The organism is Pacificibacter maritimus (assembly GCF_003814915.1).
Lineage (GTDB): Bacteria > Pseudomonadota > Alphaproteobacteria > Rhodobacterales > Rhodobacteraceae > Celeribacter > Celeribacter maritimus.
In genome coordinates this window covers 343,228-357,466 of sequence record NZ_RKQK01000001.1, presented here as the reverse complement: position 1 = coordinate 357,466, position 14,239 = coordinate 343,228, and the positions used below count along the sequence as shown (strand labels likewise).

Sequence of the window (14,239 nt, the reverse complement as noted above, 5' to 3'; positions counted from 1 at the left end):
TGGTCATATCTAGCTGTGTCTGCCTGAGGTTCCAACAAAAAAATAAGAACATTAAGCGAACATGCGGGAAATATATAGGAAGCCTCGCCTGACCCCGCGCCTGTGCACAAGACCCGCTACATCACCCAAAATAGATTTCGCGAAACCAAGCCCGCACATCCGCCTAAGTGTTATTGCGCAGCCTCAGTCGCGGTGCCATCAAAAGTGGCCTGTTCATTCACTGCCATCTGACCGCCCGCATTGGGTTCATCTGGCCCAAAATACACATCACGACGCGCGGAAAAACGCCCTGCGATAAAGCGCATAAACTCGGTGACACGCGGCACATGGCGCAGATCAGGATGGGTTAAAATCCAAATCGGAAAGTGATCATCAAGGGCAAATTGCGGGATGCGTACCAATTTTGGATCACGACTGCCCACCAAATGCGTGCAGCGCATGATCCCAATCCCAAGATGAGCCGCAGAAATAGCCGACATCATATCATCGGTTTTCAAGGCCAGTTTGCAGCTGGGCATATTGGCAAAAAGTGTCGGCGGACAGACATTGTCCCATGCGGTGAACCCGATGTAGGGCAGCGGCGTTTCTGTGTCCTTGCCTGTCAACACATCGGCGTATTCTTCCAAAAATGCAGGCGAGGCAAACCAGCCTGCGCGCTGCGGTGCCATCATCCGCCCCCACAGGCTTTCTTCGGGGGAATTGCTGACCCGAATGGCGATGTCAGCTTCGCGTTTGTGCAGGTTCAACACCTTGACCGCGCCATGAATTTTCAGGTCAATATTTGGGTGCAACCGTTTGAATTCTTTTAGATCTTCTGCAAACAGATCATCGGCCACAAGAGGCGGAATGGTGATGGTCAACTCGCCTTCTTCAGTTTCATCACGTGCGGCCAATGCAATATCCAGCGCGACCATGCGCGCTTCGACTTCTTCGGCGTGGCCGATGGCGACTTTCCCTGCTTCAGTCGCTTGTAATCCTGACGCAAGACGTGTGAAAAACCGCACCCCTGCGGCCTCTTCAGCGCGTGACAATTGGCGCGACACAGTGGCGTGATTGACGCCTAAAACCCGCGCAGCGCCAGACAATCCGCCTTCGCGGGCCACGGCCAAAATATATCGCAAGGAATCCCAATCAGTCATGCGGGCATCGTATCTTTCTGCTCAAAGATGCACAAGGCCACGCGCATAAATGAATGATCTGTGCACAAGTTTGTAAACAAAGATCAAAAACGCAAAACGCCGCCCTCTAGGGGCGGCGCAGCATTGCATTTTGATCAGATTAAATGTGGATCGCGCGCCCGTAAGCATCTAGCACAGATTCATGCATCATTTCAGACATGGTTGGATGCGGGAAGACAGTCTGCATCAGGTCTTCTTCTGTGGTTTCAAGCTGACGCCCGATCACATAGCCTTGGATCATTTCAGTGACTTCTGCGCCAACCATATGTGCGCCCAACAATTCGCCAGTTGCCGCGTCAAACACGGTTTTCACCAGACCTTCAGCCTCGCCCATTGCAACAGCTTTACCATTGCCAATGAACGGGAATTTACCGACTTTGACTTTATAGCCAGCCTCGACCGCTTTTGCTTCGGTCAAGCCAACGGACGCCACTTGCGGATGACAATATGTGCAGCCAGCGATGGAATTTGGCTTGATCGGATGGGCTTTTTCGCCTGCAATCAATTCCGCAACCATCACGCCTTCGTGCGATGCCTTATGTGCCAACCAAGGTGCGCCTGCGACATCACCGATGGCAAAGACACCCTCCACGCCCGTGCGGCAGAATTCGTCGGTGACAATATGGGTGCGGTCGACTTTGACGCCGAGATCTTCCAGCCCCAAACCTTCGACATTACCAACAATACCGACAGCAGAAATCACAGTGTCGAATTCTTGCTTTTCGATTTTGCCGTTGATTTCGATATGGGCGACAACTTTACCATTGCCACGATCAAGCTGTTTCACGCCTGATTTTTCCAAAATGGTCATGCCCTGTTTCACGAATTGCTTTTTCGCAAAGGCTGAGATGTCTTTGTCTTCGACAGGCAGCACGCGGTCCATGACTTCGACCACAGTCGTGTCAGCGCCAAGCGTGTTGTAGAAGGACGCAAATTCGATACCGATGGCACCAGATCCGATCACCAAAAGCTTTTTCGGCATCCGTGTTGGCACAAGCGCTTGGCGGTAAGCCCAAACCAGATCGCCGTCGGCCTCAAGACCTGGCAATTCACGGGCCCGCGCGCCAGTGGCCACGATGATGTTTTTGCCCACAAGGGTTTCTTCGCCCGCATCGGTTTTCACAACGACTTTGCCGTTGCCTGCCAATTTGGCCTCGCCCATGATTGAGGTGACTTTGTTTTTCTTGAACAGACCTTTGATGCCTGCGTTCATTTGCTTGGCCACGCCGCGCGAACGCTTGACGATAGCATCCAAATCAAAACTGATCTTTTCAGCCGCCAGACCGTAATCTTTAGCGCGTTCCATTTGGTGGTAAACTTCAGCCGAGCGCAACAATGCTTTGGTTGGGATACAACCCCAGTTCAAACAAATGCCGCCCAAGTTTTCGCGCTCAATACAGGCCACTGAAAGGCCAAGCTGAGCCGCGCGAATAGCGGCAACATAACCGCCTGGTCCTGCACCAATTACAACGAGATCAAAAGATTTATCTGCCATGGGGATCCTCCCGAAACCATATTTAGTTTGATACTAAACTATATCTGAAATTCGAGCAACGGCTGGAGGTGCCTTTGCGCGTGAAAAGCTGCATCCCGCGCACTGCATGGCTCGCGCGGGATGGGGATTTTTTCCAACTTTTATTTTTATTACAGGGTGTTACGCCGCTTTTTGCGACACATGTTCTAAAGCAGACCTATATCCACCACGTTCTAAAAACTTTGCTTCCGCCACTGTTGTTGCCCGTTTCAAAGCCTCGTTGCGGTAGGGAAAGCGGCCAAAGTCACGAATGATGTTGCGATGTGCCTTTGCGTGGGCCAAATTATCGCCCGTACTGCCCATGCGTTCTTTGAACAAACAAATGTTGCGTTCTTGATCGGTCAGACACTCAGAATGCATCAAAGGCAGGTAGAAAAACTGACGCGCGGGCGCATCGATTTTAAGATCCCAGCCCTTGGAAATCGCAGCCTTTGCGGCCGCCAGAGCAATCCGATCAGAGGCAAAGCTTTTCCCCGATCCACGGAACATATTGCGCGGCATTTGATCATTCAAAATGATATAAGCCAAAGCCCCTGACGCATGGGTTAGCCACAAGGAAAATGCGCCCTGCTGGGCCTTTTCCCAAGTTGCCAAAAATTTATCACGGATGCGCGCATCCAAATTTTCATCGACGCTATACCACTGTTGTGGCGTCAACTCATCTAACCAGAAAGACAATACGTTTTCTGGGGTCATCGTTTCAGGCGTCGGTTGCGATTGGGCCATTGGTTCTCTCCGTTATGGCGTGCCGTTTCATAAAATCGTTACAACGCTATAAATTTGACGCAACCAGATCAGTGCGAAACCAGCTGCATCTTGCGCAATGTTGCGCAATTACGTCAGGTTACCGCTATCATGACCCACCTGCTTGGGCTTCTGCTTCAGCATTTTCCAAAGCTTCATCGGCCGCCTGCTCAATCGCCCATTCCTGCGCGACCTCAGAGGCCACAGGAGTCGCAGAGGCCATAACCGCGACATAGGCCGATGTATCTTCAACCGCGATCGCTTCACGGCGGGTCATACGCCACCCCGCATAAGAGGCGATTCCCATAAGCAAAACGGCTTGCAAAACCCAATATGCGGGCGTGCCAAAGACACTCATCAGCCAACCTGCAATGATAGGCCCGCCAACAGCACCAACCCCGTTGATAAAGATCAGCCCGCCCGATGAGGCGGCCATGTCTTCGGGTTCTAGGTAATCATTCGTATGGGCGATCATCAAAGAATAGAGCGGGTTCACCATGCCGCCCGCAAGAAACGCCACGCCCAAGGCCATGTATTGATTGGCCCCAAATATAGTCCCGATCAAACAGACGAAACCGCCCACCCCTGCCACGCATGAAATCACAAGACGGCGATCAAGGCGATCAGACAGCCAGCCGATTGGAATTTGAAACACCACGGCCCCAACAAACAAGGCTGCGATCAAACTCGACACTTCAGCCAAAGAAAACCCTGTTTGGATGGCATAGACTGACGCCATGCCCATCTGCGCCGAAAAAATACCACCAATCAGAAACATCCCAACGCAGCCAAGAGGTGAAATCACAAACAATTGGCGCAACGTCATGGGTTTGGATGTTTCAAAGGGGGGCATCGGCGAAACCGACAGCAAAATCGGAGCGAATGAGATCGAAACCAAGACTGAGGGAATGATGAACAAGATATAGCCAGAAGGTTCGCCAAAGGCCAAAATGCCCTGCGCGATCACCATGCCAACCATCTGCACCAACATATAGGCCGAAAGGGTTTTGCCACGCTGTTCATTGGTTGACGTGTTGTTGAGCCAGCTTTCGGCGGTCACATACACGCCCGAAAAACAAAACCCCAAAATAATGCGCAAGATTGTCCAGACCCAAGGGTCAGCGAATGTCGGAAAGATGATAAGAGCAGCAGAAATAAATGAGGCCAGCGCAGCAAAGACCCGCACATGGCCGACACGTTTAATCAGGCGCGGTGCAATTTGCGACCCACCCAGAAAGCCCAAGAAATATCCAGACATCACGATAGAAATGGAGAGGGTAGAAAAGCCTTCAATATCACCGCGTACGCCCAACAGTGAGCCTTGCAGCCCATTGCCAATCATTAAGAACAGCATACCAAGCAAGAGTGCGGATGAAGAGGCGAGAACCTGACCCATGGTAGAAACCCTTTGATAGATCGATATATTTTGACGCATGTAGCAATAGAATCGGATCTATCACGTCGGTGATACAGCAGGGTTAACCAGCACGCCCCCATATGGCTAGGGGTTACCTCTCCTTGGGCAAAAGCAGCGAAGCATCGCCGTAAGAGAAAAACCGATATTTTTGCGCAATGGCATGATCGTAGACCTGCTTGATACGATCTTGCCCCAAGACAGCCGAAACCAACATCATCAAAGTGGATTTAGGCAGGTGAAAGTTCGTCATCAAGGCATCCGCCACATGAAAGGTAAAGCCGGGGCGAATAAAAATATCAGTGTCTGAGACAAAAGGTGCAATCTGTCCCGTTTCGCGGGCCGCAGTTTCGATCAAACGCAGGGCCGTCGTGCCCACAGGGATCACGCGACCGCCAGCAGCCTTTGTGGCAGCGATTTCGGTTGCGGCATCGGCGGACACTTCGCCCCATTCGGCGTGCATTTTATGGTCATCCACATTATCGACTTTGACTGGCAAAAACGTACCAGCGCCCACATGCAAAGTGACATAAGTGAACTCAACCCCTTTGGCGCGCAAATCAGCCAAAAGCTTTTCATCAAAATGCAAAGACGCCGTAGGTGCTGCGACGGCGCCCAGATTTTTGGCCCAAACGGTTTGGTAATCTTCTTTGTCTTGCGCATCCGCCTTGCGCAATGCTTCGATATAGGGCGGCAAAGGCATGGCCCCTGCTTCATTCAGCGCATGGTCAAAATCGTCGCCTGTTAGATTAAATGTCAGCAATGCCGTGCCATCTTGTTTGCTGTCTAGCGTGGCCCTCAGGCGATCAGAAAAGGTGACGACCTCGCCTTCTTTGACCTTTTTCAACGGCTTCACAAGGGCACGCCATTGGCCCTGTGTGGCTTGGGGGTCGAGCAAAGTGACTTCGACCTTGGCCTCTTGATAGCCCTGTGCCGTGTCACGCCCGCGCAGCCCAGATAAACGCGCAGGCAGCACTTTGGTATCATTCAAAACCAAGCGATCCCCCGCCTGAAACCAGTCCAGTAAATCCCCCACATGCCCATCGACCAGCCGTGTGGGTGTGGCCACCAAAAGCCGTGCAGAAGAGCGTGGTTTTGCAGGGCGTGTCGCGATCAAGTCATTGGGAAGATCAAAATCAAAATCACTGAGCTGCATGGGGCCTCATCGAAGTTTAATTGGTGGGCGCGGCCGGTGCGGGCGCAGGTTGAGGGGAGGCACGGAAAATCCCGCGCAACGCCCCTGGCGTTAAGATAGACAGCGGATTAACCCCAATCGCAGGATTGTCAATCGGTCCGCGCAGACTGAAATTAAAACCAAACAGCCCTTCGCCTTTGCGCGAAAAGATTTGCCCGATCCCGTTGAGGAAATAGATCGGCGAGATGACGCCTTGCAAATCAATCACTTGGCTCGCAATCTGGTAACGGCCTTCGGCTGTGATGCCCAAAGAGGGCCCTTGCGCATTGGTGGTCCCGATCAAAATACTCTTGGGTGTGATGGTAAAGGCGCTTTCGATTTCAGAAAATCCAATCCCAGGCCCCGACATTTGTTCCAACAAGCCAACAACTGAGACCAAGGATAACAGCTCTGCCAATTCTGGTGCGGATTGTATTTTGATATCTTTGATCCGCGCAAAACCGCTATAGGATTGCGGCGCAGGTAGCGCTGTTAAGGTCATGTCAAAAGTGCCTCCGCTGGCTTCTTCCAGCAGTTTGGCCGCTACAACCACTTTGCCCGCGTCTTTGGCTTTCACTGTAATGATCGGACCATCTGGGCCTGTTGTCACTGTGCCTGTCACGGGGGCTGTTCCGTTGAGCCGCCCTGAATAGCTGCCAGCAAGGCCGTTTTGATCACTCAATTGCGCCTGAAACCCCTTCAGGCTGAGGTCTTTTGTAACATCCAACTGGTCTAGCACGATTTCAATCGGGCCTGAGCTTTGCGTCGATGCACCTCCGCTAACCTGAGCGAGGGGTGATTTATGCAAACTCAATCGCCCACCTTTCACTTGTACGCTCACAGGTTTGCCCTTCCCGCGCCCCAGCAAGGTGACGGAACTGTCCAACCATGCGCCGACTTGCACATCATCAAACCGCAAGCGATCCAAGCCGCCATCAGGCTTTAGCGTCACAGACCCGTTTTCGGCAGAAAGCCCCGCGAAGGAGAGCGACAAATCCGTGACCTTCGGCTGGGCCCCCGCTGTGCCCGTGATACGAAAATCACCGCTCCAGTCTTTTAATTTAGAATACCCGATAGCAGGCAAAGATAAACTGAGCCCCTCCAAATCCGACGAAATATCAAAGGCGGGATCTTGGCCAAGCTGCAAAGCCACATCCATACGACCTTGGGCTGCACCGTCAATCGTGTCACGCGGCAAGCTAATGCCAAAAACATCCAGCAAAGCTTGGTTGATGGTCACTTCGCCCGAAATCCGTGACCGACCACGATTGTCAGCGCCAAAATCTTTGCGCCATTCAGCCTGAGCGCGTGCTTGATCCACATCGACCCGCCCTGTCAAAGACAGGCCCGTGCTGTCCAATGCCAAAACCATGCGCGGCGACCGCAATTCCTGCCCCTTCATCAGTTGGTCTGACTTCAAATCCGTCAAATCACCCGAAATGTTGAAATCCACATCTTCCAAAGTCAGTTTTTTAATCAAAGGCAGGCTTATTTGCCCGTATAACTGCGCTTGCCCTTGGGACACATCAGGACCAAAGGCTGCGTTTTTGAGGGCAAAAAACGGTTTTTGTTCCACCAAAGACAAAGCGGCCTCAACCGTTGAACTGGTCTGAATTTGCACATCCAAAGTGGCGGGTTTTATATCAAGCTGCGGGATGCGCAGCACGGTATCTGTGACATCAACCGCCCCCCCTGTCGCAGCGGTCACCGCCCCGTCTTGCACCACGACTGTCAGTGCATTTCCCGATATTTCGCCATAGCCTGCGCCGTTTTCGACGGGTGGCAAAGTTTTCATGAAGCGCACGTTGGCATCGTCAAATTCCCATGCCAAATGAGTTTGTGGCTGGGTCGCCCCCGCTGGAAGGCGCAGGGCCAGATTAACGTTTTCAAACTTGGCTTCGGTGATGTTTTCTTTGATCCAAACCCGTGTTTTCGGGATCACCGCCTCAGGCCAAAGCGACATCAAATCGTCAACGTGCATCTGATCGATCTGCGCATCAAAAGCCGCATTCCACCCCTGATCGGTCACATTCCCACGCCCCGCCCCGCGCAGCCACAGATCGCCACGGCGCAAAGCGATCTGACCAACATCGATGGAAAAAGGATTGAGCTGCAGCTGTAAATCAACCGCGCCTTGGTCAAACACAATCGGTGCAGCAAAGACATCGCGGGGATCGGCTGACAATCGGTCAATGGAAAATTGTCCCTCGAATTTCGAAGGGAAAATACCGTCGAAGTCGCGCAGCAAAATATGGCCCGTTCCTGCCACGTCATAGGCATCTGTGCGCAAGGATACTTCAGAGAATGACAGGCGTTCAGCGATGGGATCATAGGAAAAATACCCCTTTGCCCCATCAAAATTCAAAGGCTGCGCTTCATCGCCTGCCACCAATTGCCCTGACCCGATTTCAAGGGTGCCTGCATAGCTGGTTAAAATACCAGACCCGTTTACTTTGGCACGCATGGCCGCGGAAATCGGGGCATCAAGGACGGATAAAAACGACAAAGCGGGGCTTTGTTGTGCCACATCCAGCGCGGGCACATCTGACATATTAAGGGAAATGGTCGTGGCCAAGCTGCGCTTGCGCGTGACCATGCTCACTTGCAATTCTGCCAAGTTTTCCGTGCCATTGAACACGTCTAAATCTGTCGAAATATCAATGGAATCCGATGTGTTGCGTAGAGTCACTGAGGCGTTGGTGCCAGACCAAATGCGATTTGACCGTGCATCTTCAAGTGAAATGGTGAGCTCTCGCGCTTGAACGCTTTCCACCGCATTAAATGGCGCAGTGGAAAAGACTGTATCGATGGCTTGCAAAACCTGTTCAGACGAGCCAACGGTGCCTGCCGCCCCGCCAAAATCCAATGCGAAACTCCCATCTACGCGGCGGCGCAGCACGATTTGCGCGCCGGACACCAACAATCTGCGCGGCGTAAACTGCCTTGTTTTTAACTGTGAAAAAGAAAACTGCGCCTGCAATTCATTCAGGCGCGCCAATTCTGATCCCGTTGGATCGATGATACTTACATTGCGCGCGCGGATATGTGGTATGAAGTCTTTATCAACATTGACAACGACTTGACCGATGTTGACCTTAGCATCCCCAAGGTCGCGACTGATTTTTTCTTCGAAATATGTGCTCAATTTTGAGGGCAAAACGATATCGCGCCCCGTCAGGGCCAAAATCGTCAGAGCGACCAAAAATGCGATGAGAAAACTTAGAGAGCCCATCCAAATCGCAAATCTGCGCATATGTCTGCGTTTGGGCTGTTTGGGTGATGTTGGGTCTTTGTTTTCTGACCTTGCGCTTTCTGGCGCGTCACCGTCTTGAGCCTTGGAAGTGGGCGCATCACGATCAGGCGCGTCACTGTCTTGCACATCCTTACCTCCCTCAACGGCATCCGCCTTTGCATCCTTTTCAGGTACAGGGTCTTGATCGTTGGGTTTGGAAACGTGTGTATCGCTCATAGCGCTTCGGTAGGTCTTTCTTGTCAGCGGCGCTCTGCGCACGAATGGGCTTGCGGTTGAACTTGCCGCAATTGGGCTTAAAACTGAAGTCTATAGAGTTGCAATGGTCAAAGCGGCCATTTTAAACGGCAAAGCCGATAAATGCGCGATATCATGCGCAAGACTTGGCCATAATCTGACTGAACGACGAAAAGACCCTTGAAAGGTGCCCCCTATGCTTGAGCTTGGAACCCCCGCTCCCGATTTTACTTTGCCGCGTGATGGGGGGACGGATCTGTCACTTTCTGATTTGCTTGGACAAAAGGTGGTTTTGTATTTCTATCCCAAAGACAACACACCAGGCTGCACCACAGAAGCGCTGGATTTTACGGCACTTAAAGATCAATTCACACAGGCCAATATCACTGTGATTGGGATTTCTAAAGACAGCGTCAAAAAGCACGAGAACTTTTGCAAAAAGCACGATTTGAGCATTCCCTTACTGTCTGATGCCGATGGCACAATGTGCGAAGATTACGGTGTCTGGGCAGAAAAATCCATGTATGGCAAAACATATATGGGCATCAACAGAACAACCTATGCAATTGATGAACAAGGTAAAATTACGCATGTCTGGCCCAAGGTGAAAGTCAAAGGCCATGCGCAAGCCGTCTTGGACGCGTTGACAGCATGACATCGCAAGACAGCGCGCTGACACTGGCGCAGATGGCCACGAATGTCTTGCAAACAGCAGATGGGCGGGCGAAAACCGCTTTGTCACATTCTTACGCAGCCCTTTGGCGTGCCAGCCGTGAAGACGGCGCGACCCCGATCGAGATCGGCACAGCCAATCCGCCCCTGCGCCCCGCGCGCCCCGAAAAGCCCGAATTGCTATCGCCCAGAGATGTGCCAAAACGCAAACCTGGCAGTCCCGAGGGGCGCATCGCGATTTTGCACGCCATCGCGCATATCGAATTGAATGCGGTGGATCTGCATTGGGATCTGATCGCACGCTTTTCTCATGTGCCATTCCCGATAGGCTTTTTTGACGATTGGGTGCGTGCTGCAGATGAAGAATCCAAACACTACAATTTAATGTGTGACAGGTTAGAAGACTACGGCAGCTTTTACGGCGCCCTGCCCGCCCATGCAGGCATGTGGCAAGCCGCAGAAGAAACAGTCGACGATATCATGGGCCGCTTGGCGGTGGTGCCGATGGTGCTGGAAGCACGCGGGCTAGATGTGACGCCAGGCATGATCAAACTGTTCCAACAAGCGAAAGACAAAGACACTGTCGCAGCGCTGGATGTGATCTATGCCGAAGAAGTCGGGCATGTGTCTTACGGATCGAAGTGGTTTCATTTTCTATGTGGGCGCGACAATATTGATCCAAAACCGTTGTTTCATCAGCTTGTCACCAAGTATTTTCACGGCGGGTTGAAACCGCCGTTTAACGATGAAAAACGCGCGGAGGCAGGCATTCCGCCTGATTTCTATTGGCCTTTGGCCGATGAAATTCCCGCCAAAAAGCACAAATAATAGAACTGCACCGCGACCTGCGCCTCTCAAAGCTATGGTCCACAGCTTTAGCAAGAATACCATATCTAGTGGTGCAGCTCGCTTCCAACGCAAGTGAAAGGCAGAGCTGGGCGCGGGCGCACTAGTTTCAAAGTTCCATAAGGCAAGGCAATTAGGCAGAAAACCGCCAAAAAACAGCAATTTCGAGCGAATAAATGATGAAATGCCCCCTAGGGATTGCCCCAAATAGAATCGTTTTGTAACACAGTGCCAATCGCTGAAACCTGAGGGACATTAAGGTTTCGTAAAAAGCGAAGTATACACGACATGAGGACGGTTCTTTTTGAGACATCCAATCCAGAGACTCAACAGCATGCTTGAGCGCAGTTTCCCTGAGCAACGCGTCTTTCTTCGCTCAGACCGCGAAACCCGCTATGTACGTTTGACGCCAGTCACCCAGCTTTTGGGCTTTACGGGCAGCACGATCTTAGCAGGTTGGTTGATCATCGCCTCTGCGATTGTATTGATGGACAGCATCGGTTCGGGCAATCTACGGGATCAGGCCTCGCGCGATTTGGCGCTGTTTGAAAGCCGTGTGAACGAATTGGCTGAAGAACGCGACATGCGTGCCGCCGAAGCCGCCGCAGCGCAAGAACGCTTCAATACGGCCCTCGCCCAGATTTCTACCATGCAATCTGAACTTTTGGCGTCAGAAGAACGTGTGCGTGAATTGGGCAAAGGCATGACAGTGGTGCAAGACACTTTGCGCCGCACGATGAAAGACCGCGACGAAGCCCGCGACGAGGCTCAAGCCTTGCTGGCGAAAATCGAAGGCACGGATGACAGCTTGGGCGGGATCGACCCTGCCGAAGTGGGCGCCACCGTCGATATGCTGGCCGAAGCCCTGAATGCCACGGCCGTTCAACGCGATTCTATGGTCGTTTTGGCCAACCAAGCCGAAAGCGTCGCGGATGATTTGAAAATCGACCTGCGCATGATGGAAGAGAAAAACGATCGTATTTTCTCACAGCTTGAAGATGCAGTTGTTGTGTCTGTTGAGCCGCTCGACAAAATGTTTGCCGCAGCTGGCCTATCCACCACAAACCTTTTGAAAACAGTACGTTCAGGGCTGTCTGGCCAAGGTGGCCCAATGACGCCGATCACGTTTTCAACCAAAGGCGGCATTCCAGACCCTGACAGTCTGCGCGCCAATGATATTATCGAAAAAATGGATCGTTTGAACCTGTACCGCATTGCGGCGCAAAAAGCGCCTTTTGCCTTGCCGCTGAAAAACGCGTTCCGTTATACATCGGGCTTTGGCCCGCGCTGGGGCCGCATGCATGAAGGCACCGACTTTGCCGCAGCCTACGGCTCACCAATTTACTCTACTGCTGACGGCGTTGTCACATTTGCGGGCTGGTCCAACGGATATGGCCGTCTGGTCAAGATCCAACACGAGTTCGGAATTGAGACACGTTACGCGCACCAATCTCAACTTATGGTCAAAGTTGGGCAAAGGGTCTCGCGTGGTCAGCAAATCGGTGCTATGGGGAATTCTGGCCGCTCCACTGGTACTCATCTCCACTACGAAATCCGCGTAGGTGGTAAGGCCGTTAACCCGATGACCTATATTAAGGCTGCCAACGATGTTTTCTAAAAGCAGAATCAACGAGCCGGGCCCAGCTAAAGGAACCGACGACGTGACTCCAACTGATGCGGCTGCGGCCCCAAAAAATCCTGCGCCTCAAAAGGCCAAGGATTTCACACCGACTGCGCCAAAGGCCAAACCGCCGGCCTCTGTGCTGTCCTCTGACCTGACGGTTGTGGGCAATCTCAAAACCACAGGCGATATCCAAATCGAAGGGACTGTCGAAGGCGACATTCGTGCCCACCTTTTGACAATCGGCGAAACTGCGACTGTCCGCGGTGAAGTGATGGCTGATGATGTTGTGATCAACGGTCGCATTATTGGTCGCGTGCGTGGTTTGAAAGTACGTCTGACATCGGCTGCAAAAGTCGAAGGCGACATCATTCACAAAACCATCGCCATCGAGAGTGGCGCGCATTTTGAAGGGTCCGTTCAGCGTGCTGATGATCCTTTGACAACCAATTCACAAAACAAAGTCGCTGGTGCAGCACCTGCAAAAGCCGCCCCAGCCAAGGATAAAGACGCGAAGTAAACGCGATACTTTCCCCAAGATCAAAAGCGGCCCTGATGCAAATCACGGGCCGTTTTTCTTTTGTCTGCCTTTTCAATTGATCAACACGGCCTTTCCCGCCAATCTGCGCCAAACCATAAGGATCTGCACATGCCCGATTCACTTGATAAAACTGGGGCTGCAGGCAACCTCATGGGGGCCATGTCAATGGTCGCCGCAATGGCACTTTTCGCGGTGGAAGATACGCTGTTAAAACACGTGTCGCAGCGCTTACCTGTCTCACAGATTTTGATTTTATTCGGCCTTGGCGGTACATTCATTTTTGCCTGTCTCACATGGCAGCGCGGCGAACGCATATTCAACAAAGACCTGAAACATCCTGCCCTCTTGATCCGCGCAGTGTTCGAAGTTTTGGGGCGTTTGTTTTTCACCCTTTCCTTGGCGCTCACAGCGCTTTCAACCACCTCCGCCATTTTACAAGCCACACCGCTTTTGGTGGCCGCAGCCAGTGCCGTGATTTTTCGCGAAAAGATCAACGGGTTGCGCTGGAGCTTGATCGGGTTGGGCTTTGTTGGCGTGCTGTTGGTTTTACGTCCAGGCTTGGATGGGTTTTCCAGCCTGTCGATCTTGGCCGTGCTTGGCATGATCGGATTTGCAGGGCGCGATCTGGCAACACGCGCTGCCCCCAAGGGTTTGAGCTATGCGCAACTTGGAGTGTATGGCTTTGCGATGCTGGTGGTCTCAGGTGTCATTCTACTGGCATGGCGTGGTGAAATGCTGCGCCCCACTGGCGCGGAAACCCTAACGCTTGCCTGCGCCACCTTTGTGGGCGTTGCGGCCTATACAGCGCTGACGATGGCGATGCGCTTGGGAGAGGTTTCTGTGGTCACGCCCTTTCGCTATTCGCGCTTGCTCTTCGCCATGATCTTAGCCGCCCTTATCTTTAATGAGCGCCCCGATCCATTGGAACTGACGGGCGGAGCTGTGATTGTCCTGTCTGGTCTGGCACTCATGCTGACAGCTCGCAAAGGCCGCTAAACCAAAATGCACCAACACAGATGACACGTGGC

11 protein-coding genes are annotated in these 14,239 nt (G+C 52.4%); 5 read left to right on the top strand and 6 right to left on the bottom strand.

Annotated features, from left to right (window positions below):
- Positions 1-170: 170 nt before the first annotated feature.
- The 6 genes from EDD53_RS01600 to EDD53_RS01575 form a co-directional block, all read right to left on the bottom strand.
- Positions 171-1,139, bottom strand: coding sequence for a LysR family transcriptional regulator (locus EDD53_RS01600; protein WP_123791450.1), 969 nt, complete (start codon positions 1,137-1,139; stop codon positions 171-173).
- 139 nt (positions 1,140-1,278) lie between these two features.
- Complete coding sequence (gene lpdA / locus EDD53_RS01595; RefSeq protein WP_123791449.1) at positions 1,279-2,673, bottom strand: dihydrolipoyl dehydrogenase; 1,395 nt, start codon at positions 2,671-2,673, stop codon at positions 1,279-1,281.
- 159 nt (positions 2,674-2,832) lie between these two features.
- Positions 2,833-3,438, bottom strand: a complete 606-nt coding sequence (locus EDD53_RS01590) for a DUF924 family protein (RefSeq protein ID WP_246002137.1) — start codon at positions 3,436-3,438, stop codon at positions 2,833-2,835.
- Between the two features lie 127 nt (positions 3,439-3,565).
- The gene (locus tag EDD53_RS01585) at positions 3,566-4,852 is read right to left on the bottom strand and encodes an MFS transporter (RefSeq protein WP_123791448.1); all 1,287 of its coding nucleotides are present in this window, start codon (positions 4,850-4,852) and stop codon (positions 3,566-3,568) included.
- A gap of 112 nt (positions 4,853-4,964) precedes the next feature.
- Complete coding sequence (gene queA, locus EDD53_RS01580; RefSeq protein WP_123791447.1) at positions 4,965-6,026, bottom strand: tRNA preQ1(34) S-adenosylmethionine ribosyltransferase-isomerase QueA; 1,062 nt, start codon at positions 6,024-6,026, stop codon at positions 4,965-4,967.
- A gap of 16 nt (positions 6,027-6,042) precedes the next feature.
- Positions 6,043-9,513 carry a YhdP family protein gene (locus tag EDD53_RS01575; RefSeq protein WP_123791446.1) on the bottom strand — a complete coding sequence of 1,157 codons (3,471 nt, stop codon included), beginning with the start codon at positions 9,511-9,513 and terminating at the stop codon, positions 6,043-6,045.
- Between the two features lie 214 nt (positions 9,514-9,727).
- On the opposite strand from EDD53_RS01575, the gene bcp reads away from it, so the two are divergent.
- From bcp to EDD53_RS01550, 5 genes are all read left to right on the top strand, one after another.
- Positions 9,728-10,186 (top strand): thioredoxin-dependent thiol peroxidase, encoded by a 459-nt coding sequence (bcp, locus tag EDD53_RS01570; protein ID WP_123791445.1) that lies wholly within the window; start codon positions 9,728-9,730, stop codon positions 10,184-10,186.
- Positions 10,183-11,031 (top strand): ferritin-like domain-containing protein, encoded by an 849-nt coding sequence (locus EDD53_RS01565; protein ID WP_123791444.1) that lies wholly within the window; start codon positions 10,183-10,185, stop codon positions 11,029-11,031. The genes bcp and EDD53_RS01565 overlap by 4 nt, the downstream gene beginning before the upstream one ends.
- A 352-nt stretch (positions 11,032-11,383) precedes the next feature.
- On the top strand, positions 11,384-12,667 hold the full coding sequence (locus tag EDD53_RS01560; RefSeq protein ID WP_123791443.1) for a M23 family metallopeptidase: 1,284 nt from the start codon (positions 11,384-11,386) through the stop codon (positions 12,665-12,667).
- On the top strand, positions 12,657-13,190 hold the full coding sequence (locus tag EDD53_RS01555; protein WP_123791442.1) for a bactofilin family protein: 534 nt from the start codon (positions 12,657-12,659) through the stop codon (positions 13,188-13,190). The genes EDD53_RS01560 and EDD53_RS01555 overlap by 11 nt, the downstream gene beginning before the upstream one ends.
- Positions 13,191-13,319: 129 nt before the next feature.
- Positions 13,320-14,207 (top strand): DMT family transporter, encoded by an 888-nt coding sequence (locus EDD53_RS01550; RefSeq protein WP_123791441.1) that lies wholly within the window; start codon positions 13,320-13,322, stop codon positions 14,205-14,207.
- The last annotated feature ends 32 nt before the right edge of the window (positions 14,208-14,239 follow it).

Coding starts and splice junctions, on each gene's coding strand:
- lpdA (WP_123791449.1), bottom strand. CDS start 2,673: ATGGCAGATAAATCTTTTGATCTCGTTGTAATTGGTGCAGGACCAGGC.
- bcp (WP_123791445.1), top strand. CDS start 9,728: ATGCTTGAGCTTGGAACCCCCGCTCCCGATTTTACTTTGCCGCGTGAT.
- EDD53_RS01590 (WP_246002137.1), bottom strand. CDS start 3,438: ATGGCCCAATCGCAACCGACGCCTGAAACGATGACCCCAGAAAACGTA.
- queA (WP_123791447.1), bottom strand. CDS start 6,026: ATGCAGCTCAGTGATTTTGATTTTGATCTTCCCAATGACTTGATCGCG.
- EDD53_RS01600 (WP_123791450.1), bottom strand. CDS start 1,139: ATGACTGATTGGGATTCCTTGCGATATATTTTGGCCGTGGCCCGCGAA.
- EDD53_RS01555 (WP_123791442.1), top strand. CDS start 12,657: ATGTTTTCTAAAAGCAGAATCAACGAGCCGGGCCCAGCTAAAGGAACC.
- EDD53_RS01565 (WP_123791444.1), top strand. CDS start 10,183: ATGACATCGCAAGACAGCGCGCTGACACTGGCGCAGATGGCCACGAAT.
- EDD53_RS01575 (WP_123791446.1), bottom strand. CDS start 9,513: ATGAGCGATACACACGTTTCCAAACCCAACGATCAAGACCCTGTACCT.
- EDD53_RS01560 (WP_123791443.1), top strand. CDS start 11,384: ATGCTTGAGCGCAGTTTCCCTGAGCAACGCGTCTTTCTTCGCTCAGAC.
- EDD53_RS01585 (WP_123791448.1), bottom strand. CDS start 4,852: ATGGGTCAGGTTCTCGCCTCTTCATCCGCACTCTTGCTTGGTATGCTG.
- EDD53_RS01550 (WP_123791441.1), top strand. CDS start 13,320: ATGCCCGATTCACTTGATAAAACTGGGGCTGCAGGCAACCTCATGGGG.